The 24,900-nt window shown below is 41.7% G+C and carries 18 protein-coding genes; 7 read left to right on the top strand and 11 right to left on the bottom strand.

What is annotated here, in order from left to right:
* Positions 1-298 precede the first annotated feature (298 nt).
* The 4 genes from C2M30_RS16730 to C2M30_RS16715 form a co-directional block, all read right to left on the bottom strand.
* Entirely contained in the window at positions 299-1,714 is a 1,416-nt protein-coding gene (locus C2M30_RS16730) for a mannose-1-phosphate guanylyltransferase/mannose-6-phosphate isomerase (protein ID WP_105172520.1), read from the bottom strand.
* A gap of 96 nt (positions 1,715-1,810) precedes the next feature.
* A complete protein-coding gene (locus C2M30_RS16725; RefSeq protein ID WP_105172519.1) occupies positions 1,811-2,443 on the bottom strand; it encodes a glycine-rich domain-containing protein in 633 nt (210 codons plus the stop codon).
* 288 nt (positions 2,444-2,731) lie between these two features.
* Complete coding sequence (locus C2M30_RS16720) at positions 2,732-3,040, bottom strand: putative signal transducing protein (RefSeq protein ID WP_105172518.1); 309 nt, start codon at positions 3,038-3,040, stop codon at positions 2,732-2,734.
* The gene (locus C2M30_RS16715) at positions 3,037-3,513 is read right to left on the bottom strand and encodes a GNAT family N-acetyltransferase (protein ID WP_158683513.1); all 477 of its coding nucleotides are present in this window, start codon (positions 3,511-3,513) and stop codon (positions 3,037-3,039) included. The genes C2M30_RS16720 and C2M30_RS16715 overlap by 4 nt, the downstream gene beginning before the upstream one ends.
* 34 nt (positions 3,514-3,547) lie before the next feature.
* Between C2M30_RS16715 and C2M30_RS16710 the strand changes: the two genes are divergently transcribed.
* The 4 genes from C2M30_RS16710 (at position 3,548) to glsB (ending at position 6,081) form a co-directional block, all read left to right on the top strand.
* On the top strand, positions 3,548-3,868 hold the full coding sequence (locus C2M30_RS16710; RefSeq protein WP_100915660.1) for a hypothetical protein: 321 nt from the start codon (positions 3,548-3,550) through the stop codon (positions 3,866-3,868).
* Positions 3,869-3,952: 84 nt separating this feature from the next.
* Entirely contained in the window at positions 3,953-4,183 is a 231-nt protein-coding gene (locus tag C2M30_RS16705) for a hypothetical protein (protein ID WP_105172516.1), read from the top strand.
* On the top strand, positions 4,184-5,047 hold the full coding sequence (locus C2M30_RS16700) for a DNA alkylation repair protein (protein WP_105172515.1): 864 nt from the start codon (positions 4,184-4,186) through the stop codon (positions 5,045-5,047).
* A 116-nt stretch (positions 5,048-5,163) separates the two neighbouring features.
* On the top strand, positions 5,164-6,081 hold the full coding sequence (gene glsB, locus C2M30_RS16695; RefSeq protein WP_010558638.1) for a glutaminase B: 918 nt from the start codon (positions 5,164-5,166) through the stop codon (positions 6,079-6,081).
* A 4-nt stretch (positions 6,082-6,085) separates the two neighbouring features.
* Here glsB and C2M30_RS16690 read toward each other — a convergent pair whose 3' ends face one another.
* Genes C2M30_RS16690 through C2M30_RS16680 form a run of 3 tightly spaced genes read right to left on the bottom strand, consistent with a single transcriptional unit; the run spans position 6,086 to position 10,034 of the window.
* Positions 6,086-7,651 carry a sugar porter family MFS transporter gene (locus C2M30_RS16690; RefSeq protein ID WP_105172514.1) on the bottom strand — a complete coding sequence of 522 codons (1,566 nt, stop codon included), beginning with the start codon at positions 7,649-7,651 and terminating at the stop codon, positions 6,086-6,088.
* A complete protein-coding gene (locus tag C2M30_RS16685; RefSeq protein WP_105172513.1) occupies positions 7,641-8,651 on the bottom strand; it encodes a LacI family DNA-binding transcriptional regulator in 1,011 nt (336 codons plus the stop codon). The genes C2M30_RS16690 and C2M30_RS16685 overlap by 11 nt, the downstream gene beginning before the upstream one ends.
* A gap of 42 nt (positions 8,652-8,693) precedes the next feature.
* On the bottom strand, positions 8,694-10,034 hold the full coding sequence (locus C2M30_RS16680) for a GH1 family beta-glucosidase (RefSeq protein ID WP_105172512.1): 1,341 nt from the start codon (positions 10,032-10,034) through the stop codon (positions 8,694-8,696).
* Positions 10,035-10,212: 178 nt separating this feature from the next.
* Here C2M30_RS16680 and C2M30_RS16675 point away from each other — a divergent pair, with 178 nt between their 5' ends.
* Positions 10,213-11,469 carry a sugar MFS transporter gene (locus C2M30_RS16675; protein ID WP_105172511.1) on the top strand — a complete coding sequence of 419 codons (1,257 nt, stop codon included), beginning with the start codon at positions 10,213-10,215 and terminating at the stop codon, positions 11,467-11,469.
* On the top strand, positions 11,462-13,999 hold the full coding sequence (locus C2M30_RS16670) for a glycoside hydrolase family 3 protein (protein ID WP_105172510.1): 2,538 nt from the start codon (positions 11,462-11,464) through the stop codon (positions 13,997-13,999). The genes C2M30_RS16675 and C2M30_RS16670 overlap by 8 nt, the downstream gene beginning before the upstream one ends.
* Before the next feature lie 49 nt (positions 14,000-14,048).
* Here C2M30_RS16670 and C2M30_RS16665 read toward each other — a convergent pair whose 3' ends face one another.
* From C2M30_RS16665 to C2M30_RS16650, 4 genes are all read right to left on the bottom strand, one after another.
* The gene (locus tag C2M30_RS16665) at positions 14,049-14,909 is read right to left on the bottom strand and encodes a sensor histidine kinase (protein WP_105172509.1); all 861 of its coding nucleotides are present in this window, start codon (positions 14,907-14,909) and stop codon (positions 14,049-14,051) included.
* On the bottom strand, positions 14,906-17,755 hold the full coding sequence (locus tag C2M30_RS16660) for a ligand-binding sensor domain-containing protein (protein ID WP_105172508.1): 2,850 nt from the start codon (positions 17,753-17,755) through the stop codon (positions 14,906-14,908). Before C2M30_RS16660 ends, C2M30_RS16665 begins: the two co-directional genes overlap by 4 nt.
* Before the next feature lie 90 nt (positions 17,756-17,845).
* Positions 17,846-20,803, bottom strand: a complete 2,958-nt coding sequence (locus tag C2M30_RS16655) for a TonB-dependent receptor (RefSeq protein ID WP_105172507.1) — start codon at positions 20,801-20,803, stop codon at positions 17,846-17,848.
* Between the two features lie 60 nt (positions 20,804-20,863).
* A complete protein-coding gene (locus C2M30_RS16650) occupies positions 20,864-23,518 on the bottom strand; it encodes a glycoside hydrolase family 16 protein (protein ID WP_105172506.1) in 2,655 nt (884 codons plus the stop codon).
* Positions 23,519-23,979: 461 nt separating this feature from the next.
* Between C2M30_RS16650 and C2M30_RS16645 the strand changes: the two genes are divergently transcribed.
* On the top strand, positions 23,980-24,900 hold a 921-nt coding region (locus C2M30_RS16645), incomplete at its 3' end, for a sugar MFS transporter (RefSeq protein WP_442792813.1).

Genomic DNA, 24,900 nt, shown 5'->3' with positions numbered 1-24,900 from the left:
TCGTTTGAAAATCGAATCTGTATATGCTCAAGTCAGAGGCGATAAGTAGATTTAAAATTATAGTGTAAAGGCCCAAAACTCAGTTTCAATACGTCAAACTGAGCTTTAGTTGGCGGTTTCTAACTACTTGCATACCCGCCACAACTTATTATGTGTGAGGTTTGCACATTCGGTTGCTGCGAAGATGTAACACTATTAGTTAGTGACAATACATTGATTTTCCCAGCTTGCGGTGAATCATCTAATGCAAGCAATGCTATTTTAACCATTTTCATAATAACTATTTCACGGTTAAAACTTAATTTTCAACACGATTATATTTGTCTGAAAGTCTTATAATATCGTCTTCACTTAAATAATCACCTGTTTGAACCTCTATCAGCTCTAAATCTACATCAGTTGAATTCTCAAGACGATGTGTCGCACCAATTGGAATGTAAATTGATTCATTTTCTGAAACCAAACGTTCAATTCCATTAATTTTAGTTTTAGCTACTCCCTTAACAACGATCCAATGTTCCGCTCGGAATTGATGTTTTTGCAATGAAAGCTGACCTCCTGGCTTTACTGTCACACGTTTAACCAAAAAGTTGTCACCCACATCTACTGTATCGTACTTGCCCCAAGGCCGATAGACTTCTCGGTGTGAACTATGCTCCAGTCTATTCTCCTGAAATAGTCTAGCAACAATCTGTTTAACATCTTGAGCTTGCTCTCTACTAGATACCAATAGCGCATCTTTTGTATCAACAATAACCAAATCTTCAACGCCCAGAGTTGCGACAAGTTTATTTTCCGCAATAATTAGTGAATCTCGCGTTTTTTCGGCAACCACATCCCCCTTAATAACATTACCTTGCTTACATTTTTTGCTTTCATTCCAAAGCGTATTATAACTGCCTATATCCGACCAAGAACACGATAATGGCACTACAGCAGCACATTTTGTTTTTTCCATCACAGCGTAATCAATAGATTGACTCGGCAACATCGAAAAAGCATCAGTCTTTACTCTTATAAAATCTAGATCACTTATCGTATTCTGAGCAGCATTTTTACAACCAGTATAAATACAAGGATGGAACTTATTCAGCTCTTCAAGGTATAAACTAGCCCTAAATAAAAATATGCCCGTGTTAAACATATATCTGCCTGAGTCAACATATGTTTGCGCCACTTCGATATTCGGTTTTTCGATAAAATTGCTGATTACAAATCCATGTGATTGTTCAATACTATTTCCTGGTTCAATATACCCATAACCAGTCTCTGGTGTCGTCGCTGGTACTCCCAATGAGACTAAGTAATCTTTTTTTGCTACATTTAATGCATGGTTTACCGCAGTATTAAATACGTCTTTATCATCAAGACTATGGTCAGCTGATAACACTAATAAGTAAGGGTCTTTGTGGCTTTTTAAAGCATGAAAAGCAGCCAAAGCTATTGCTGGCGCAGTGCTTTTGCTTTCTGGCTCTAACAGTATTTGGGCATTTTCAATAGCCAAGTGTCTAACCTGTTCAGCCACTAAAAATCGATGGGATTGATTACATATTATAAGCGGCGCAGCATACTCTTTTGATAATACTCGATCTAGCGTATTTTCTAACAAGCTGAATTCGTTAGTTAAATTTAAAAACTGTTTAGGGTAATCAGCCCGAGAAAGTGGCCACAGACGAGTACCTGAACCACCAGCAATAATGACCGGTATAATCATGTTAACTATTACGATGAAAAGACAATAAAGGGAGAGATTCTAGCAGCTCTCAGGGTAAAGAGTCACCTTCAAATCAGTAAAAACACTTTAAATAGGCTAACTACTTGCATACCCGCCACAACTTATTATGTGTGGGGTTTGCACATTCGGTTGCTGCGAAGATGTAACACGATTAGTTAGTAACAATACATTGATTTTTCCAGCTTGCGGTGAATCATCTAACGAGTAGCAATAACCATTTTCAATAGCGAGCATCTCATCAAGCGCAAACAAAAATGGCAGTTTTTCTGGAGTTGAATAATCAATAAAGTGGCGTTGACAAGAATATTGCCACGCACGCTGTAAGCTTGCATCAACGTCTTGGCTATTTGTCGATGCCGATATAGGTGTGTGATGTAAAAATCGACCGAATGCTTTTTTACAGAATGTTTTATACTCTCGCGTGTGTAATATGAACGCATGCCACGCAAGATCAACCGCTTTTGATGGCATTGCAACTGGCTGCCCTTTTGCCATATGACAAATCAAAAAATACTCGCGTAAATTCGCTAATACTAGTTCACATTGCTCATCAGAAAGCAAACTGTACTTTGCACGCAATGTTTGCTTAATTGCGCTTGGAAATTCAACATGCTCAATATATTTTTGCTGACTACTTTTAGAACCAATCGCAAAATATAAGGTACTGATAATACTAAGCAACATACAAATAATAATAAATGCAGACATAATGCCTCAAACTGCTTTTTTAAAACTACGAAAGATATAGTACTTATATTATTAACCTAATTTACATAAAAAGTAACAACTATTTTACTTTTAATTGTAAAGAGCTAATTACAATTGAATTTATTGTTAATATTCAATAAGTTAAAATATTACAAAGTGGTATTTTTGAAGCGTTCACACTTATACAGCGCGGAATGCGCTATTTGTGTCGCTGTATGTGAAATGTGTTTAGCGTAGTGTAACAATCACGTAAGCGGTATCGCTAGGCGATCATAGATGGCAATAAACTTAGTGTGGTTTAGGGCTATCACAGTGCCAACAAAAATCAAATGCTGCCCCGTTTAGCTCGGTACAGTGAGTACATTGCCAATCAGGTTGTGTACTCTCTAACGTGATCTGCGCCACTATCTCTTTCGCTTGCTTCACTTGAAACTTTGACGCTACCCAAACCTCGGGCCAAGTCTCAAAACAAGGAATTTCGCCACGCCCACCCGCTGCATACTGATTTTTAATTTGCGTTTTAATACCGGCATTTTGCAATGCAGTACTTACATTAACCACTAAGGTCAAATTTTCATGGGTGTATACAAGTGTCATTTAATTTCCTTTTGCATTGGCACACAACGCAGCACTGCACCGGTTGGCGATTCATAGTTGCGTGGCGTATCAGCAATAAAACCATAGGCACTGTAAGCATTTACCGCATTTAGTGTGGCGTCAAGAAATAGCGTTGTTAAACCGTGCGCTTTTGCTTTTTGCTCTAAAAAAGTCAACATAGCGCGCGCTAATCCCAAACCAAAATGCGACGGCAAAACAAAAATGCCATCGATTTGTCCTGTCGTAAGGTCTACTTTACCAGTGCCAACAATTTCGTTGCCCATTTCTGACACATAAAATGAATTTACAATCATGTCGGTGATCACTTTATCGGCGCTAACGCCGGTCCACAAATCAAGTTGTGTGCTATCATACGCATCTTTACAGCCAGCCAAAATTGCTTGTTTTCGTACATTAAGCACCGCTGTAACATCTTGATGTTCGGCTTTTCTAATTATGACTGTCTGTTGCAATTTAACGATTCCTTTATCCATTTAAGAAAGTGAAATGACCTACGAGCAAGCATTAAATCAACTCATTACTTACGGCAGCGATATTAATAATGCATATCGTGTACTTGCTCAACAAACACAGCAACAAATCTTGCCGCTAAAAGTTTATAAACAACATCTAAAACATGCACTTAATTTATATATCTCAGCGCAAATTGATGACGATGATTTAACACTGTGGGCTACCGTACTAATCAATCAAACAGCAATCGATACCAATGAAATCGACGACTTTCTTTTTGCGCTAACTAACGATGACATGATGGGTGGAATTTCACCTGCGTCAATCAAAAAAATGTATTCACTTATAAAGTGAACACCACAAACTTGATTTACATTATATTGTTTTAACAAAAAAGCAGATAAACTACGGATTATTCATAACTTACAAAGTGTTCTTATGCGAAGCAAGGGACAAATTAAAAGCGAATTAATCACAATTCCAATACTACTGGTTGCCATCGTTTTGGTAATTGCCGGACACTTTATTATGAAACCCATTTTTTACGATAAAGCGTGGGCAGAATACAGTCTTGCAGCACTGCCGTTTTTAATGTTTGCATTGGTTATTTTAGCGTTTAAATTAGCACTAAAAAACGACCAAAAAGAAAGCGATAGCGAACAACCTTAAATGTCAGTACAACTGCCATCATTTACTACAGCGAGCATTCCCAGTGCGCCGCGCGCTATCGCAAAAGGCAGCTCGTTAGCCGACCTACTAAATGATAACGCCATTTGCTTTCTGGCGCGCAATATCGAACTAGTCTATGACAAATTTAATAGCACGCAGTTTGTTGAAGCCTGTCGTTTAGCACCGAGTGATTTGGCATTAATGGCAAAAGGCCAATTTATCGCAGCCACATTGCATCAATACCTTCCCGCACATTACCAAACTGCGATTGATATTTTATTACGTACCTTGATTGATGCTGACGAAAACTCAGAAGAATTCGGACTGGCGGGCTTTTATTACTTACCTTTTAGCTTTTACATCGCAAACTACGGCTTAGATGCAAAATACAATGATGGAAGCGACCCGTTCGATGTATCAATGCAAGCGCAATATCAGCTTACTCAACGTTTTAGCGCTGAGTTTTGCATTCGGCCTTTTTTAATAACGCAACAAGCGCGTACCCTTGAAACCCTGAATGAATGGCAATTTGATAGCAACCGACATATTCGCCGTTTAGTGTCAGAAGGTACTCGGCCAAAACTACCTTGGGGAAAACGATTACCTGCGATTATTAGCGATCCAACGCCCATTTTACCCTTCTTGTGCCATTTAAAAGACGACGCCAGCTTGTACGTTAGGCGCAGCGTAGCCAATAGTTTAGGAGATATTGCCAAAGACCATCCGGAGCTGGTTTTCGATCTGCTTGATTCTTGGGTAGGTTCAGCTAACACTGAGCTCAAATGGCTTATTCGTCATGCTGTTCGCTATTATGCCAAAAAAGACCATGCTCGCGCACTGACACTAAGAATTGCCGCTAAATAACACGCACCTTTGCTCATTAGCTATATTAATTGGTTCAAATAAGTTCTTTTCGTTGGTGACAACTCGCTAAACTCCTTTATAGTGATGAGCTTAATGCCAGAGTTAGAGGTTTTACAATGGATCAGATTACGTCGCTGCTTAACACTATAAATTCAGAATGTCGAAGCTTGTTTGGTCAAGGCCAAGTTGCAAATTACATTCCTGAACTTGCCAAAATTAAGCCTCAGCAATTTGCTATGGCGGTGCTCACTGTCGATGGTGAAATCTACACTACTGGTGATGCCAAAACACGCTTTAGCATTCAGTCTATTTCAAAAGTATTAACCCTTTCGCTCGCGCTACAACGTTATGGCGAATCACTGTGGCAGCGTGTTGGAAAAGAGCCATCTGGCACCGCGTTTAACTCGCTAATTCAGCTTGAGATGGAAAACGGCGTACCGCGCAATCCATTTATCAATGCAGGAGCGCTTGCTGTTTGTGACGCACTGCAATCACGAGTAAGTGCCCCACTGCATCATTATTTAGAAACGGTGCGTCAGCTTTCAGGCAATAGCAAAATTAACTTTAATAAATCGGTTTCAAAATCAGAGTTTAAGCATCGCTTTCGTAATGCGGCAATGGCAAACTTAATGAAGTCATTTAATAACTTTGATAACGATGTAGACGCTGTGCTTAGTAATTACTGTAAATACTGCGCCATCGAAATGAACGTAGTAGAACTGGCTAAAACCTTTAGCTTTTTAGCCAATAAAGGGGTTTCACAAACCACAAAAGAGACCTTTATTTCACGTAAGCAAAATTCACAAATGAACTCTTTAATGTTTACTAGTGGTTTGTATGATGCTGCGGGAGATTTCGCTTATCGTATTGGTATGCCAGGTAAATCAGGTGTCGGTGGTGCGATTTTAGCCGTAGTGCCTGAGCGCTACACTGTGGTTGTTTGGTCACCTGAATTAAACCAATATGGTAACTCGGTAGCCGGCTTACATGCCCTAGAACTATTTGCGAAAGAAATGGAAATACAGCTTTTCTAAGCGATTAACGCTCTTTTGGCTGGCTCAAATACTCTAACGGCTGGCCTTTTGTCTCGGGTAAAAAGCGCATAATGAGTAGCAGTGCAAACAGAGCAAACACACCATAAATTAAAAATGTGGTTGCCGCCCCTAAGGTTGCCAGCTCCCACGGGAAAACCAGCTGCACTAAAAAGCTCACAAACCCATTAATGAGTGCCAACAGCGAAATACCGATACTGCGCAATTCGCTCGGAAATACCTCAGAAAAGAACACCCACATCACAGGACCTAACGACATCGCAAACGATGCTACAAAGGCCGTTATACCAAAAAGCACAAGACCTGCATTGATGTCAGTCGCGCGCATTAACAATTCACTGCCCACTTGCCTATATTGCTGCTCACCAATCGCTTCGATAACTGCATTTTTAAACGCAATGTCAGATGTATAGATTTTAGATAAAAGAGGTGACAAATTTGAGAGTTTTAGGTTTTGGTGAGTTGTCACTAACGCAACGACATCTTTATCATTAATTTGATACGTTGCCTGTTTAAAACCATAACTGCAAATAAACATACTGACACATACTCCCACCAAACCAACGGTTAGTAATGGCTTTCGCCCAAATTGGTCAATGGTGATCAGCGCAACAAGGGTAAATAGCACATTAATCGCACCGATCCAGCTTGCTTGTAAAAACGCGGCATCGGTGCCGATACCACTTTGCTCAAAAATCACCGGCGCATAAAAAAAGATAACGTTTATGCCTGATATCTGCTGTGCAATCGCTAGGGTAATTCCCATTAACAAAGCCAGTCGCACCTTACTTGTGAAAAGCCCTTTTAAACGGGTAAAAAACGCGCTTTGTTGGTGTTCAATTACGCTAATTTCTTGTAGCTGCGCATCCACTTCCATTTTAGAAAATAACCGATTAAGTACCGCTTTTGCATCGGCTTGATGATTTTTAAGCACTAACCAACGCGGGCTTTTTGGCAGCAAAAATAATGCGAAAAACCACACTGTCGCTGGCACTAATTCTAATGCTAACATCCAGCGCCAAGTTTCAGCCTGCGTACCAAAAAGCGTTAACGTGTTACCTTCTGAATGACCCAGTTGCAGTAAAAAGTAATTTGAAAAATACGACACCGATAAACCAATTACAATATTCAATTGGTTGATAGACACTAACCTACCGCGCGATTTCGCCAAACTAATCTCAGCGATATACATGGGCGTGATAAGCAGAGAACAAAACGCTAAACCACCAATAAAACGCGCCAGTACTAAGCTTTCAAAATCACTGGCGATTGCAGAAAAATATGCGGAAACAATATATAACAAGGCCACCGCAATTAAGGTATTCCGGCGGCCAAAATGGTCACTTAAAAACGCGGCAAAAAAACTGGCAATAATCGCACCTAATGTGGGCGCACTCACCACTAACCCTTGTTGCCATTCATCGAGAGAAAATTGCTCTGAAATAAAGCCAATTGCACCGGAGATAACCGAGGCATCAAAACCAAATACAAACCCACCAAACGACGCAATAAGCGCAAACTTGGCTGAGGGAGAGATCCGATTAGCCAGCACGCACAGCTCCAAGCGAGTCGCGAACCACTAATTCAGGCTTAAACAAACGTGTGATTTCTGTATTAATTTTTTGCTGATAAATATTACTAAGTACCCAATTCGCTGCCATTTCACCCATTTTTGCAATCGGGTTGTCTACTGTGGTCAGTTTTGGATATAAATAACGGGCAAATAACACATTGTCGAAGCCAATAATCGATAAGTCTTCAGGAATACTTAGCCCATTTTCACGGGCAGCCGTCATTGCGCCAGACGCCATTTCATCATTTGCACAAACCAGTGCGGTAAACGAATCATTGGCCGAGCGCAGCACGTTAAACCCTTCTTGCCCTTCCGATTCGTGATAACCACCTTCAAAACATAAGTCACTATCAAATGAGATATTAGCCTCTTTTAGTGCTTGTTTATGGCCAGCTAAACGTTGCTGTGCATCTTCTTTAAAATGAGGACCGCTGATGTAGGCGATTTCAGTATGCCCTTGTTCAATTGCCGCTTTGGTCGCTAAGTAACCACCTAATTGGTTATCAAGTACAATGCAACGCTCTTGCAAAGATTCGATATCGCGGTTGATCAAAATGATCTCGATATTATTATCGAGTAACGATTTTAAATAGTCTTCAGATACTGCCTCGGCGTTTAAAATTAAAGCGTCACAACGACGGCTAATCAAAAACTCAATAGCTTGTTTTTCTTTTTCAGCTTCACTGTGACCTGCGGTGATCACCACATGTTTTCCGGCATCACGCAACATAGATTCAATTGAGCTCATCATGTCGCCAAAAAATGAACCATGCAGCTCTGACACCAATAATCCTACACTATTGGTGCGATTAGAGGCGAGTGACTGTGCAATCGCATTAGGTTTATAGCCAAGCGCGTCCATTGCTTTGTGCACTTTTTCTTTTGTGCGCTCGCTCACTCGGGCGTTACCGTTAATCACTCGTGAAACGGTCGCTAATGATACGCCAGCGGCTTTTGATACTTCGTAAATAGTTGCCATAAAAAAGAAAACTGTGTCTACATTCAATAAATTTAATGGTTATTAGTTTGAATTTCTAGCGTTTATTAGTGCTTTGTACGCAAGTGCGCTTTGCTTTAATGTGCGTTTTTGCGTTTTATAATCAACATGCACTATGCCAAAGCGCTTAGTATACCCTTCTGACCACTCAAAGTTATCTAATAAACTCCACACAAAATAGCCTTTTATTGGCACCCCATGCTGAATTGCTTGTTCAACCGCCAATAAATGTTCGTCAATGTAATCAATACGTGCCAAGTCATTCACTTCACCATCCAAAATGTCATCATCAAACGCCGCGCCATTCTCAGTGATATAAATATTTGGTAATTCAAAGCGTTTATTTAAGTCAGTCAGTAAATCAAAAAAAGCACTTGGTACAACTTCCCAGCCCATTGCTGTTTTTGCGTATTCATTTGTATTTACTTCTTTAAACAGCACATTGTTTCCCGCCTGGTACACCTTGCGGGTGTAGTAGTTAATACCTATAAAATCGAGCGGTCGAGCAATAATTGCCATATCGCCTTCGGCAATTTCTGGTTTTACATCATCTGGCAATAAGTCAGCAATATCTGGATATCGCCCTTCAAGTAGCGGCGTTAAATACCACAAGTTTAAATACTCATCGGCGTGACGACAGGCAAGTGCATCTTGGTCTGAATTGGTTAATGGGTAACACGGCGAGAAATTAAGCACAATGCCGTTTTCAGTACTTGGGCTTAAACGGTTTAATACTTCCATCGCTAAGCCATGTGCTAACAGTAAATTGTGCGCAGCAATTTTACCGGCCTTTTGGCTGGTATGCCCAGGCGCATGAATGCCTAGTTCATAGCCTAAATACGCTGAACAAAAAGGTTCGTTTAAGGTTGCAAAAGAATCAACATACGGTGAAATGTAAGGGGTGATTGTTTCTACATAATTGGCAAATTCGTAAGCAGTTTGACGATTTAACCAACCCCCTTGGCTATCAAGGTAATCTGGTAAATCCCAGTGATAAAAGGTAACAAAAATCTTAATACCGTGTGCTTTTAACGCTTGAAACAAGTTGATATAAAACTTAACACCCTCAAGATTTACCGTACCGTCTTCCAACATAACGCGACACCATGACAATGATAAGCGATATGCATCGACACCAATATCGTCCATTATTGCAACATCCTGTTGCCAGTGCGCAATATGTTCGCAACTTACATCACCATTACTGCTATCTGCAATCACGCCATCTTTTTCGCAAAAGGAATCCCAGTTTGCCTTTAATCGAGTATTTCGAGCACCTTCAATTTGATACGACGATGTTGCCACACCAAAAATGAAATCTGGCTGCATCATATTACTCGTTGTGGCTAAGCGAAAATGCTTCATGGTATTTAACACCTTGTTTTATGGCTATTTTACTTGTTAGCACTTACCTAAAAGCGAATCAAAACCTGATTTATATTTGATATTTTAAATGCTTTCTGCAATTATCAAACTATAAATGTAAGCGCTTACATGATTTAAATGTAAGCGCTTACAACAAAAAAATCAACTGGAGATCATCGTGAGCTCACCCAATCCAATAAATCAGACTATGCAAGTCGAGGCTAGCAACACCTCAAACACTCAGTTTGCACTCGTTGCTTTAACTAGCCTCTTCTTTATGTGGGGCTTTATTACTTGTCTTAATGACATTTTAATTCCCTACCTAAAAGAAGCTTTTACCCTTAATTACACTCAAGCAATGCTTATTCAATTTTGCTTTTTTAGTGCTTATTTTATTATCTCGCTACCTGCCGGTAAGTTAGTCGGGAAAATCGGTTATCAAAAAGGCATTGTGACCGGGTTAGCCATTGCCTGTGTAGGCTGTTTGTTGTTTTACCCTGTGGCAACCTCAGGCATCTATGCGCTTTTCTTAATGGCCTTATTTGTATTAGCCAGTGGTATTACGATTTTGCAGGTCTCTGCAAACCCCTATGTCAGTGCGTTAGGTGACCCTAAAACAGCGCCTTCTCGTTTAACCTTAACGCAGGCATTTAATTCATTAGGTACCACAGTAGCGCCATTATTTGGGGCTGCACTTTTCTTCTCTGCTGATAGCGCTAATCAAAGTCATGATGGTACCGCTGTACAGTTACCTTATTTAATTTTAGCTGCGTCATTATTGGTATTAGCGCTTATCTTTTTAGTATTAAAGTTACCTAAAATCGCAAATCAAGAAACCCCTCAAGTTACTCAAGGCTCTGCGTGGCAACACAAGCATTTAGTGCTCGGTGCTATCGGTATTTTTGTTTATGTAGGCGCAGAAGTAGCGATTGGCAGTACCTTAATCAATTACATTTCAAGTGCCAGTGCAACCCAGATGACAGAGGCAACCGCTGCTAAATACATCGCTTATTATTGGGGTGGTGCTATGGTTGGTCGCTTTATTGGTGCTGCCGTAATGCAAAAAATATCTGGTGGTAAAGTGCTGGCCTTTAACGCAGCCCTTGCTATCGTATTGATTGTGGTATCAATGTTAAGTTCTGGCCCAATTGCCATGTGGACCATGCTCGCTGTGGGTTTATGTAACTCAATTATGTTCCCAACTATTTTTAGTCTTGCGATTAACAACTTAAAAGAGCACACCTCACAAGGTTCAGGGATTTTATGTTTAGCCATCGTGGGCGGCGCCATTATTCCTGTGTTCCAAGGTATGGCCGCTGATACGATTGGTCTTACGCTCTCATTTATTATTCCTGCTGTATGTTACGTATTTATCGTATTCTACGGTGTGAAAGGACATGTGCCATCAACTACTCAAGGACAAAACAATGAATAAACAGCTATTTTCGCTCTCAGCACTTTGTTTGGCGTTGAGCGGCTGTATGTCGGGCAATGATAATGCCAAACCAACAAACACTAAAAACGATATTTGGCCAAAAATCACAAGCCCTGTGAAATACGATGCAGCGCTTGAGAGTAAAATTGATGCGCTGCTAGCGCAAATGACGCTAGAGCAAAAAATCGCACAGATGATCCAACCTGAAATCCGCAATATCACCGTTGAAGATATGCGCCGTTATGGTTTTGGCTCTTATCTAAATGGGGGCGGTTCGTTCCCTAATGGCGATAAACACGCTACACCAGAAGACTGGATTAAGCTCGCAGACGATATGTATATGGCCTCAATTGACGACTCACTCGATGGGTCTACGATCCCGACTATGTGGGGCACAGACGCAGTGCACGGCCATAACAATGTAATTGGGGCAACGTTATTTCCACACAATATTGGTTTAGGTGCAGCAAATAACCCAAAGTTGATGGAGCAAATCGCGGCAATCACAGCAAAAGAAGTGATGGTAACCGGTATTGATTGGGTGTTTGCACCAACCGTTGCCGTTGTGCAAGACGACCGCTGGGGCCGTACTTATGAAAGCTACTCTGAAGATCCAGCGCTTGTGAAAAGTTACGCAGCATCAGTGGTAAAAGGCTTACAAGGCGAAGTGGGTAAAGACTTTTTAGGCAATGAACGTGTAATTAGTACCGTAAAACACTTTGTCGGTGATGGTGGCACGGTTGATGGTGACGACCAAGGCGATAACCTATCGTCTGAACAAGACTTACTTGATATTCACGCACAGGGCTATGTTGGCGGTTTAAATGTTGGTGCGCAATCTGTAATGGCATCATTTAACAGCTGGCATGGCAAAAAAGTGCATGGGAATAAATACCTACTCACCAATGTACTCAAAGAAAAAATGGGCTTTGATGGCTTTATAGTGGGCGACTGGAATGGTCATGGGCAAGTGGCAGGTTGTAGCAATGAAAGTTGCGCACAATCAATTAATGCCGGCCTTGATATTTTTATGGTGCCTTCTGATTGGAAAGCATTAATGGCAAATACCATTGCACAAGTAAACGCTGGCAAAATTGCACAATCGCGTGTTGATGACGCCGTGCGCCGTATTTTACGCGTAAAATTCCGCGCGGGTTTATTTGATAAGCCACGCCCAAAAGACAGAGCACTTTCAGGTAAAACAGAGTTAATTGGCCAAAAAGCGCATCGTGACGTAGCTGCACAAGCAGTGCGTGAATCGCTAGTATTGCTGAAAAACAACCAGCAACTCTTACCGTTATCACCTAAACAGCGCATTTTAGTGGCAGGTGATGCAGCCGATAATATTGGCAAACAATCAGGCGGCTGGACAATCACATGGCAAGGAACGAATAACCAAAATAGTGATTTTCCAGGTGGTTCATCAATTCTGGATGGCTTACGCAGCCAAGTAACTGCCGCAGGCGGTATACTCGATTACAGCCTTGATGGCAGTTACTCAGAGAAGCCAGATGTTGCGATTGTGGTATTTGGTGAAGAGCCTTATGCCGAAGGCCATGGTGACCGCGCAACCCTTGAGTATCAAGCTGGGGAAAAACGCGATCTTGCCTTACTTAACAAATTTAAAGCTGCGGATATCCCAGTTGTAGCTGTGTTTATTAGCGGCCGCCCAATGTGGGTTAATGCTGAATTCAATGCCTCAACTGCGTTTGTTGCAGCATGGCTACCTGGCTCAGAAGGTGCGGCGATTGCCGATGTGCTACTTCGTAAAGCAAATAACAGCGTGAATGTTGATTTTAAGGGCAAACTGCCATTTAGCTGGCCTATGAACCCAAATCAGCACATTGATTTTTATAAAACCACCGATGAAAAACCGTTATTTGCCTACGGTTATGGATTAACATCAAAATCAAATACGACTCTACCAAACGACTTACCTGAGCAATTTGAGCGTAAAGCGGGCGATGTAAAGAGTGTGTCTATTCTTGAGGGTGAAGTGAAAAAGCCATGGCAAGCATGGTTGTTCTCAGGCGACCATAGCGAACAAATCACCTCAAGCACTTTGAATCTTGACGGTATTAATTACCGTACCATTGATAAAGTAATTCAAGAAGATGCGCGCAAAATTTCAATCAGTGGCGAGCAACCTGCTGGTCTTCGCTTTGCCAGTAAAAGCCACTTCCGTGAAGACTTAAGCAATTTAGTATCAGATACAGCACAGCTTGTGTTTGATATAAAACTTGATAACCAAAACATTAAAGATGTGTGGCTAACCATGAATTGTGAAGGCACCGCAGATGTACCAGGAAGCTGCCATAGCAAAATGGATATTACTCACTTGCTAAGCGCTAAAGCAGATGGTCAATGGCATAGCCTTTCCGTTGATTTAGCGTGCTTTACTCAGCAAGGCATTAAGTTTAATCAACTAGTTGTACCGTTCGAAATTGGTTCATCGAATGCACTAACGCTATCACTTGCTAACATTAAGATTACACAATCAGAGACACCTGCAATACAAATGTGTCAGTAAGTTAACTGCCCCCACATTAAAGCCCTTTTCAATTGACATGAAAGGGGCTTTATTCACTAATTACATTCACAAAACATTCAATTTCAAATACCGCGCCTTGGTTTTCAACGCGTCGGCTAGTGATTTCGCCATTAAGTAACTGAGTTACTAAGTTATAAACGATGTGCATTCCCAAGCCACTGCCACCTTGATTACGCTTAGTGGTAACAAAAGGTTCAAACATACGCTCTCGCACTTCTTCTGAAACACCTTTACCATCGTCTTGATACAGTACTACAAGCTTGCCGTTATTAAGTGTTATGGAAATCGCAATATTGCCTTTGTTTAGACCTTCAAAACCATGTGTTACCGAATTTTGTATAAGATTAGACATCACTTGATACCATGCGCCGGGATAGGTTTCCACGACTAAACTCTCGGGGCATGCAATCGATACAGTGATATCTTTTCCTTTAGTCAGTGGTGCTAACGATGTACGCAATTGTTCAAGGTATTCACGTACATGTACTTCGCGCATTTGCTCTGAAGACTGATCAACCGCCACTTGTTTAAAGTTAGCGATCAGCGCTTCGGCGCGCTCTAAATTGCGTTGCACCAATTGGTAAACTTCGCGCTGTTTTGCAATTTCGTTTATTAGCGTCGCCTGATTTAGGGTTTTATTGGTCAGTTGTGATTCGATCAGTTCAATGCTTTCTTGATTTGATGATACACCGGTAATGGCAATACCAAGTGGCGTGTTAATCTCATGGGCAACACCAGCCACTAAATTACCCAGCGACGCCATTTTTTCGCTTTCAATTAAGTCTTGCTGCATTTTTTCAAGCTCATCTAAGGTTTGCAGCAATTGCTGGTTATTTTGTTCAAGTTGCACTGTACGCTCTTGCACTTTCTCTTCTAACGACTGATTCAATTTTCAAGGGCGAGCTCATTTTCTTTTAACTTTTGAATGTCTTGAATTCCGCCTGCAATGCGCTCAGCAACACCTGCACTGTTTCTGCTTACGACTTTTCCTCTATCACGTACCCAGCGAAATTTACCTGATTTTTCTTTAACTCGAATGGCTATTTCGTAGCTATCAATTTCACCCGAAATACATCGCTCTAACTTATCTTCCAGTAAAATACAGTCTTTTGGATGCACGTAACGATATAACTCATCTAACAGCACGGCATCTGTTAACTCACCAAAATCAAGTTGGCTATTCACACTAAAACGGTGAATGGTATTGTTGGCAATATGCCAATCCCATAAATCATCACCGCTGGCCCAAAGGCTTATTTCAAAACGTTCGTTCAATTGCTTCATTTTGTTGTTATCACTGAGCACTTGGCGATAACGTTTAACCCGTGAATACACAATTAAGGAGCCAATTAACAATGCAAAAAGCAGGTAACTTATTTTCGCAACATTCGATGCCCACCACGGCGGCACGATAGTTAGTTTTAGTTGGTGTGCAGCAGAGGCATTATTAAACCGGTCAACCAAATAGGCTTCTATTGTGTAATCACCCGGCGTGAGATTAATTAAATCAATTTGATTACGTCCTTGTTCGAGTTTGATCCATTTATCGCTTAAGCCAATCACGCGATAGTAGAGATGAGAGAGGCGATCAGACGCTAAACTTGTTGATGAATACGCAAGCGAGAGAATGTTTTGCTTGGCTTTGAGTGTAAGGGATTGCGTCAGCTCTGGTACAGTAGAAAGCTCTTTGGCGTTAATCGGCGTGAGCTCATTTTCAAGTACCTTAATTGAGCTTAATTGCACATTTGGTTTTTTACGGGCGCTTTCAATTGCATTTGGATAAAACTGATTAAAGCCGTTTGCTCCGCCTAGAAATAAGCGACCGTCTTGGGTTTTTAATGCCGCATTAAAATTAAATTCGTTTGATTGAATGCCATCATTGCGTAAATAATTACGAATCGTAAAATCATCACTTTGAATATGGCTTAACCCGCCACTGGTTCCTGCCCAAAAATTGCCATTATTGTCTTTTACAAGTGCCCAAATGGCATTATTGGCAAGACCATGTTTACGCTCAACAATGCGCGCTAACGTCATATCTTGATTTACAATACTCAGGCCCTTATCGGTAGCAGCCCATATGCGGTTTTGCGCATCTTTTTCGATCATAAAAACTAGATCGGAACTTAAGCCATGTGTTTGATTCATCGAAACTAACGTTTTCCCATCAAATTTAAATAACCCCATGCCAATACTGCCGAACCATAAATGTTCCCCATCGGTGTATAGCCCTGTTGCATGCTCAGGCGCATTTTCGTTATTTTTAATAAAATGGCTAAACTGCTTGGTGTTGGGGTTAAACGTGAGCAAACCTTGGCTACGAGAGCTAAAAACGAGCTCGCCTTTAAAACTAATTACGGAGTTAAAGCTTTCGACTTCTTGGTTGTTTATTTTAGGTTTTACTAGCCACGTTTGCCCTGTGGTTAAATCAAACTTGGCCAAGCCCGCACCGCGACTAGTAATCCACACATTGTCGTTAAAAATGGTTAAGTCGGTAATGAAGGTAGTGTTAAACGTTTTAAGCGATGGATAAATACTTTCGGCGGCAAAAAAGCGCTGATTTGAATATAAATAAATGCCCTTAGAAGTACCAATCCACAAGGTACCACTGGCATCAAATTCAAAGCTTCTCACATCATAAAAATCGCTATTGCGCGCGGTGTTCTTAAAATTGTAAACATGACCAAATGCGTTACTTAACTCACGATAGTGATACAAACCTTGAGTTTCGGTACCAAGCCAAATGTCGCCTTCTTGGCTTTTAAATATGGTTAGAATCGTGTTTTCGGCCAACCCCTTTTGGTTACCTTGTTGGCGCTTAAAGTGGTGTAAAATCTCACCTTTGTACGATAACTGAAAAGCGCCTTGGCTTGATGCAATAAGTAAATCATGCTCGAGTAAACTGAGTTGAAATACCTCTGCCATCTGAGAAATAGGTAACGATTTGCACCACATTTGCTGTAACGGTGACGATTGATAAAAACACACCTGCTGTGCATCATCTATTAATACCAAAGCGTTATTTTTTACCGCGATTTGTTCTATGTTGCCTGGCAGTAATAACTCACTTTGCGCTGCACCAACTTGTTTAGTAACAATACCCTTGTTTGTAACTGCAAACCATCGCGATTGCGCTAAATGAATTGCGCTAACATTATATTTTGCAAAAATGTCGTTGCCGGACCGCAACCCTGTTTCAGCTTGATATACATATAACTCACCGTCATCGGTGGTGATCACTAAGCTGTCATGGTTACACGATAGGTTTTTAATACGCTCAACCGAATCATCTTCTTTATTAATGTTTATTCGTTCAAATTCACTGGTTTCAAGGTGATATCGTGACAACCCTGTTTGTGTGCCTACCCATAAATAATTTGTTTGACTACAAAGCGATGTAATAAACCCACCAGCGAGTTCATTGGAAAGTGGTTGTGCGGGAAAAAAGTGCTTAAAACGCTTACCATCAAAGCGGTTTAGCCCCGATTGCGTACCGAGCCAGATATAACCAAATTTGTCTTGCGTGATTGCAGTAACGGAAGCTTGGCTGAGGCCATTGTCAAAATCATATTGCTGCATTACTTGGGCAATATCATCAAATACTACCGTATGTTTTGGCGCAGCGCTTAGTAACGTTGGCAGTAAACTTAATAGCAACAAAGTAACGCCAGCAATGTGTGCGAAAAGGTCTTGTTTTGAAGCGCGTTGCAGGCGCGTAATCACCATTTTTGTCATTAATTAATAATGGTTAGCGTTACAAAATCCGTCAAATTTTGGCCACAAAAAAGCCGCATCGAAATGCGGCTTGCTGACAACAAGGGAGTACTAGTTAAAAGAATAACGCATACCAAAGGTGTAACGTGGACCATATTGGCGAGCAAATAAGAATTGCTCTTCATATCGACCATAACCTTGCTCGGTTTCGTTGTTCAAATTAATACCTTCAAAGAACACTGTGAAATCTTCATTAATATCGTAGTTCACACTCATATCAATTTGACCGAATTCTTTCGCAAATTGCGGTGGCGCATCCGATGAACCTTGTGCTTGGCCAACACCTATTAAGTATGCATCACGCCATGCATAAGTAAGTTTCACCGACAAGCCATGTTTTTCATAAAACGCTTGGAAGTTTGCCGAGTCGCTTAAGCCTGTAAGCGGCGCCTGCTGCACTAGGCTGTTAACATCAAACTCGACATCACCATCAACAAAAGTAGCATTTACGCCTAAACCGAAGCCGGTATCACCAATTAAGTGCTGAACAGCCAATTCAATACCATCAACAGATTTACTGTCGGTATTGGTTGGTTGGCTAATATTCCACACAATTAATGGGTCGCCTGCAGCTGGTTCAATTTTACCCTCTGAATTACCGTGACCATTTGCCAACATTTGCTCAAAAATAGCGGTGCTGGTTGCTTGCTCACCACGGGCTTCAATATCAGCAATCGCCTGTAAATAACGTGGACCATTGTAAATATCGTTTAAGCCGTCGATAGTCGTTTCGGTAATCGTGGTCTGAATAAAGTTATCCACGTCTTTTCTGAAATAGCCGATCGAGGCATAACTGCCTTCGCCGTAGTAATACTCAAGTGATAAATCTAAGTTTGTTGACTCAAACGGTAACAAGTTAGTATTACCTTGCGAACCTGTGCGAGCACCTGGTTTTGGACTACCGCTTAGTAAGCGAACCCCAGCTAAATCACCAAGTGGCGCGCGAGACATCGTTTTACCCCAAGAAAAACGTGTGACTAAGTCATCAGTCAGGTCTACACGTAAATCCATCATAGGTAGCCATACATCGTACCCGCCTGTTTGCTCAAGGAAATTGTCGCTGCCGCCGGCTTCATACTGCATAATCCACTCTGAAGCACTTTCCCAGTTCACTTGGGTTTCAACGCGTTGACGCACATTGCTGGTTACGTCGGTATCTTCATAACGCACGCCAACAATAAGCTGCGCTTCATAGTTTGCAATCTCAAACTGCCAATCACTTTGCAGGTAAAATGCCACGGTTTCTTCGGTAACGGCGCCCTGTGCATCAATACCGTCAAAATACGGGTCAATTGAGTAAACATCGCCGCCCATAATATCTTCGGTTAGATAAGCAAGTTGACGTGCAACCGCTTCATCGAAATCGTAACTGTAGTAATAATGCGGGTTTAAATCACTGCCACCACCAGCAAATTCATCCAATAGATCACTGGTATCATGACGTGTAAACATACTGTCTGGAAAAATTTCAGTAAACGATGGATTAAAGCCTGGGCCACCTCGCAAACCACTCCACGCATTAGAACCACTCATTGTCTGGTCGGTAAATGTACCGCCAAACTTAACCGTGACGAGTGGAATATCAAAGGTTTCATTAAACCATGTAGTGTGCAGTTGTAGCTGCTCTATTTCAGACTTACCTGGCGAGTGAATGAACTGGCTAAAGTTAGAATCTATTTCACTTGGCAGTAATTCGTTTGATCCGTTTCGCCAGTTGATCATTGCATGTGGAATATCGCCAGTGCGGTAGTCATATACTTTATTAACCAGCTGATCTGAACCGAGAATAACTTGACCAGAGCTACCTAACCCTTTGTCTTTACCATTGTCGGTTTCATTGCTTGAATCGTGATAATCAAGCTCCACTTTCCAATCATCATTGATCTCCCACACTAGGTTTAAACCAATTGATTTTGAATCGACTTCTGTGGTGTCTTTACTTGCAGTAAATGAACCATCGTTACCACTGATATCGGCAAAAACAGCGGTACCATTTTGGTCTAACTCATAGCCGTTAATATTGCCGCCAAACTCATTCCAAATGCCCCAACCTGCAATTTCGGTTGCCGTAATGGCATTGGTATAGGTGTAATCCAATGTGGCAACTAAACCATCGATAGGTTCATATTGAAAGGTCACTTGTGCATTGCTACGTTCACGTTCTACATCTGCAATGCTGTAATTCATATCTTTTGGAAAGAAGTGGTTACCAATGCGGTTGCCTTCACTGTCTAACGCTCGCGGATCAACAAACGTCCCCTCTTCAAGTGTTGGTAAATCAACATTAGCTTGCCAGCCTTGGATATTCGCTTCTTGGCGCTGAAAATCACGCTCTTGACGTGAAAACGACACGCCAAAGCCAAACCTATCATCAAAGAAAGTATTACTGTAAATGCCTGAAATTTCCGGTGTTACATCGTCACCGTTTTCATTTGAGCTATCGTAAATCCCCTTTACAGTTGCGGTTAATTGCTGTCCTGGGCGTTGGAATGGTTTAGCGGTAACAATATTTACCGTTGCCCCTAACCCCCCAGTTGGCTTTTCTGCGCGCGCGGTTTTATACACTTCTAACGTGCTAACACCTTCTGCGGCGAGGTTTTCAAGTTTATATGAACGCGAGTTACCCGTGCCCGGCATTTGACGGCCGTTAAGCGTAACCAAGTTAAAGCTCGGTCCGAAACCACGTACGGTAATTTCACTGCCTTCGCCATTTGAGCGGCTAACCGATACGCCGGTAATGCGCTGCAGTGATTCGGCTAAGTTTGTATCTGGGAATTTACCCATTTCTTCAGCGCTGATCGCGTCCATTACACCAAACGCTTCGCGTTTTAGGTCCATTGCACGAATTAAGCTGCCTCGGATCCCTTTAACTTCAATAACTTCAACGCCTTTTTCCGCATTTTCGTTTTGCGCTAATTGCTCTGCGTATATTGGCGTCGCAAGACTTGTACCTAGTAAGCCAGCCACTAACATTGCTACTTGGCTTTTCTTATAGCTTGTTGTTTTCATAATCTTTCTACTTATCTTGATTTGACTTTAGGCAAGCGAAACGCTTGCCACCAATAATCGTTACGGATTTGTAATTACTGCGTTATCAACGCGATAAACCGCACCTTCACCCGTTCCCCACGTTGGGAATATCATGACCACATCAATAGCACTAATATCTAAGCCTCGGCTAAACAGCTCTTGCATCGTAAAGGTATACGTTTGCCACTCGCCTGTGCGCGGTGTTTCACCTTCTAGGCTGGCCGATAGTGGCAATTCAACAGCAGTGGATGCATCACCTGATTCAATTTTGAAAAGCCACTGACTGTCAGGATTAACCGGCATATCAACCACTTTCATTTCAAAACGAACTACACCCGTTTCAAGTAAGTTAGAGGCATCAAAATACACACCATCTTCGGCAAAAAAGCCCATCACCGTTGGCTGTGCACCAATTACATATTGCGCAACCGTGCCGTGTGCATCATCGTCTTGTTCCTCTGTCGGCGTTGAACCACCACAGCAATCCCAAATACGCCAATTTTCAGCAACGGTATTCATAAATAGTGTGAGTTCATCACCCGCAGGTTTTGTTGCTGTTGGATCGTAAATTTTTGCATTATCAACACGGTAAGTTGCACCTTCGCCTGTGCCCCACGCAGGGAAAATCATCACCACGTCAATCGCACTAACATCAAGGCCTTTCGACACTAACGTTTTAATTGGGAATGTGTATGTTTGCCATTGCCCTGTCATTGGCGCCACGCCTTCAATTGCATCAGTAATGGGTAATTCAACTGCACTGGCTGCATTATCAGATTCTAGTTTGATTACCCAAGAAGCGTCTGGGCTTAGCGGTGCATCCACTACTTTCATTTCAAAGCTCAATACACCATTTTCAATAATTATTGATGCATCGAAAGGTTTATCGCCGCCGCCATTTGCTGAGCGGGTAATAAAGCCCATTACTGTTGGACTTGCTCCAATTTTAAATTCAGCGACTAAACCATGGGCATCGTCGTCAAGTTCTTCAGTCGGCGTTGAGCCACCACAACAATCCCACATCGGCCAATCTGGGTTTTCACCATCAGCAAACAGTACTAACTCTGGTGACGTGCTTGGCGCACCGATTTGTACTTCGTCAACAAGGTATTCAGCGCCTTCACCTGTGCCCCATGCTGGGAAAATCATAATTACATCTAGCGCACTAATATCCATTCCCGCCTCAGCCAATACGCTGATTGGGAAAGTGTAGTCTTGCCATTGGCCAACCACTGGGTCGACACCTTCAACACTGGTGTTAAGTGGCACTTCATAGGCGGTGCTTGCACCAACACTTTCAATTTTAAACATCCAAGTTGCATCTGGATTGCTTGGCGCACTAGTCACTTTCATTTTGAAACTAACAGATCCCGTTTCAATCACACCAGAGGCGTCAAACGGTGATGCCTTACCTTCAGCATCGGTAATAAACTCATCGCGCGAGATAAAACCATTTACTGTTGGCTGATTGCCCACCGTAAACTGCATTACGTCACCGCGCTCTTCATCGCTCACAATGCTAGGTGTTGAACCGCCACAACAATCCCACGCAGGCCAGTTAGGGTTAAGTACACCATCAAAGATCATTACATTTGTATTACCACCCACTGGCGGTAATGTCGGTGTTGGGGCGGCACCTTCAACGAGTGCATCATCTAGCTTGTCATAACCTGGGCGCACCGTTTCACACCCTTTACCAGTGTCCGGATTTGCTGCACATTCGTACACACGTACGTAGTCAATTTCAAAGGTGTTGCCGTTTGCAAACGCCGCTTCATCAATACCAAGTTCATTGACATTTTCTGGCCAATCACCACCTACAGCAAAATTTAAAATCATGTAAAACTGCTGGTCGTAAGGCGCACTTGTCCAGAACGTTTTTAGCTCACCGGTTACTTGGTCAAAATATTCCGTAAACCAGCCTTTGTGTGCAAGTCCAACCGCTTCATCTTTACTGTTGTAACGCACTTCAGACTGGCGCTGCGTTGCGTAAAGGTAATTATCAACATACCAGCGAATTTCACCTTCTTGCCATTCAATAGCATAGTCATGGAAATCGTCAGCAGGGTTCATACCATCGGGTAGCAAATAGGCTTTGCCTGAACTTGCATTGTTAGGCCATTCTCGACCGTAATGAAGTGTGCCATGCACATATGCCTCAGCCTGCCCTTCTGCAGTACTGGCTTTTAGGTTAACCGACTCAACAATGTCAATTTCGCCCGAGCGCGGCCAACCACCATAAACTTCATCGGTTGGCATCATCCAAAACGCAGGCCATGCACCTTGCCCAGCAGGGAGTTTCGCACGCATTTCAAAACGGCCATATTTAAAATCGGCTTTGTAGCGCGTATTTAAACGCGCTGAAGTATAAGGTTTTTCACTTCCTTCTGGGGCAGGTTTTGCCACTATGTGCAACATGCCATCCGCAACAAAGGAGTTTTCATCACTGTCGGTGTAACATTGCTTTTCGTTGTTGCCACCACCGGCACAATTTACTTCATGACGCCATTTATTGGCATCAATACTGGTACCGTCAAATTCATCATTCCAAACCATTACCCAATCACTTACCGGCTGACTTGGGTCAACTTTGGTAAGATCTGTATCCGTGTTGGTACTATCACCACAGCCCGTTAAAGCTATTGCCGATAATCCCAACGCATAGGAAGCTATATGTCTCGCTGCGTGTTTCATGATCTTCGCCCCGATAGAGGATTTTATTTTTAATATAGTTAGTTGTCGTACATTCTGTAAAAACAAATGTAAGCGCTTTCATTTTTGATTAAAAATAAAAGCACGGAAATGTAAGCGCTTTCATTTAAATTAAGTCACTGCGTACAAAAGATCAAATTTTTTTACAATTAAGTTAAACAATGCTTCTTTTTTAATGCATTTATTGCATCGTTCTTTTAGCCCAAAACCAGCAGTTTCCGGTCAAAAGTAGAGCAAACGTTATAAAAGATGAATTAAATGGAATTAAAGGAACCTGTAATTTAATGATATTTAGCACAATAAAATACTATTTAATCAATATGTTGTGTTTATAAAATTAATGCAATCGTATGTAATGCTTTTCAGCTTGTTTTATATTGTATACTTTAGCGTTTTAATATTAAAAATTACAAAAAACTGACAACATATTAAAGGAAATAACATTGAGCTCACCTACCCCAATTAATCAAACCGCTCAGGTTGATGTTGGCAACACCTCAAACACTCAGTTTGCGCTCGTTGCTTTAACTAGCCTCTTCTTTATGTGGGGCTTTATTACTTGTCTTAATGACATTTTAATTCCCTATCTAAAAGAAGCTTTTACCCTTAATTACACTCAAGCAATGCTTATTCAATTTTGCTTTTTTAGTGCCTATTTTATTATCTCGCTACCTGCCGGTAAGTTAGTCGGGAAAATCGGTTATCAAAAAGGCATTGTGACCGGGTTAGCCATTGCCTGTGTGGGCTGTTTGTTGTTTTACCCTGTTGCAACCTCAGGCATCTATGCGCTTTTCTTAATGGCCTTATTTGTATTAGCCAGTGGTATCACGATTTTACAAGTATCAGCAAACCCCTATGTCAGTGCGTTAGGTGACCCTAAAACAGCGCCTTCTCGTTTAACCTTAACCCAAGCATTTAACTCATTAGGTACAACAGTAGCGCCATTATTTGGCGCGGCACTTTTCTTCTCTGCTGATAGCGCAAACCAAAGTCATGATGGTACCGCTGTACAGTTACCCTATTTAATTTTAGCGGCATCTTTATTAGTATTAGCGCTTATCTTTTTAGTATTAAAGTTACCTAAAATTACCAATCAAGAAACTCAGCAAGTTACTCAAGGCTCGGCATGGCAACACAAGCATTTAGTGCTTGGTGCTATCGGTATTTTTGTTTATGTGGGCGCAGAAGTGGCGATTGGCAGTACCTTAATCAATTACATTTCAAGTGCCAGTGCAACCCAGATGACAGAGGCAACCGCTGCGAAATACATCGCTTATTATTGGGGCGGTGCTATGGTTGGTCGCTTTATTGGCGCTGCCGTGATGCAAAAAGTATCTGGTGGAAAAGTATTAGCCTTTAATGCG

It is taken from the genome of Pseudoalteromonas sp. T1lg24 (genome assembly GCF_002964745.1).
Classification (GTDB): domain Bacteria; phylum Pseudomonadota; class Gammaproteobacteria; order Enterobacterales; family Alteromonadaceae; genus Pseudoalteromonas; species Pseudoalteromonas spongiae.
The sequence above is the reverse complement of the archived record's forward strand: the minus strand, read 5'-3'. Positions and strand labels throughout refer to the sequence as shown.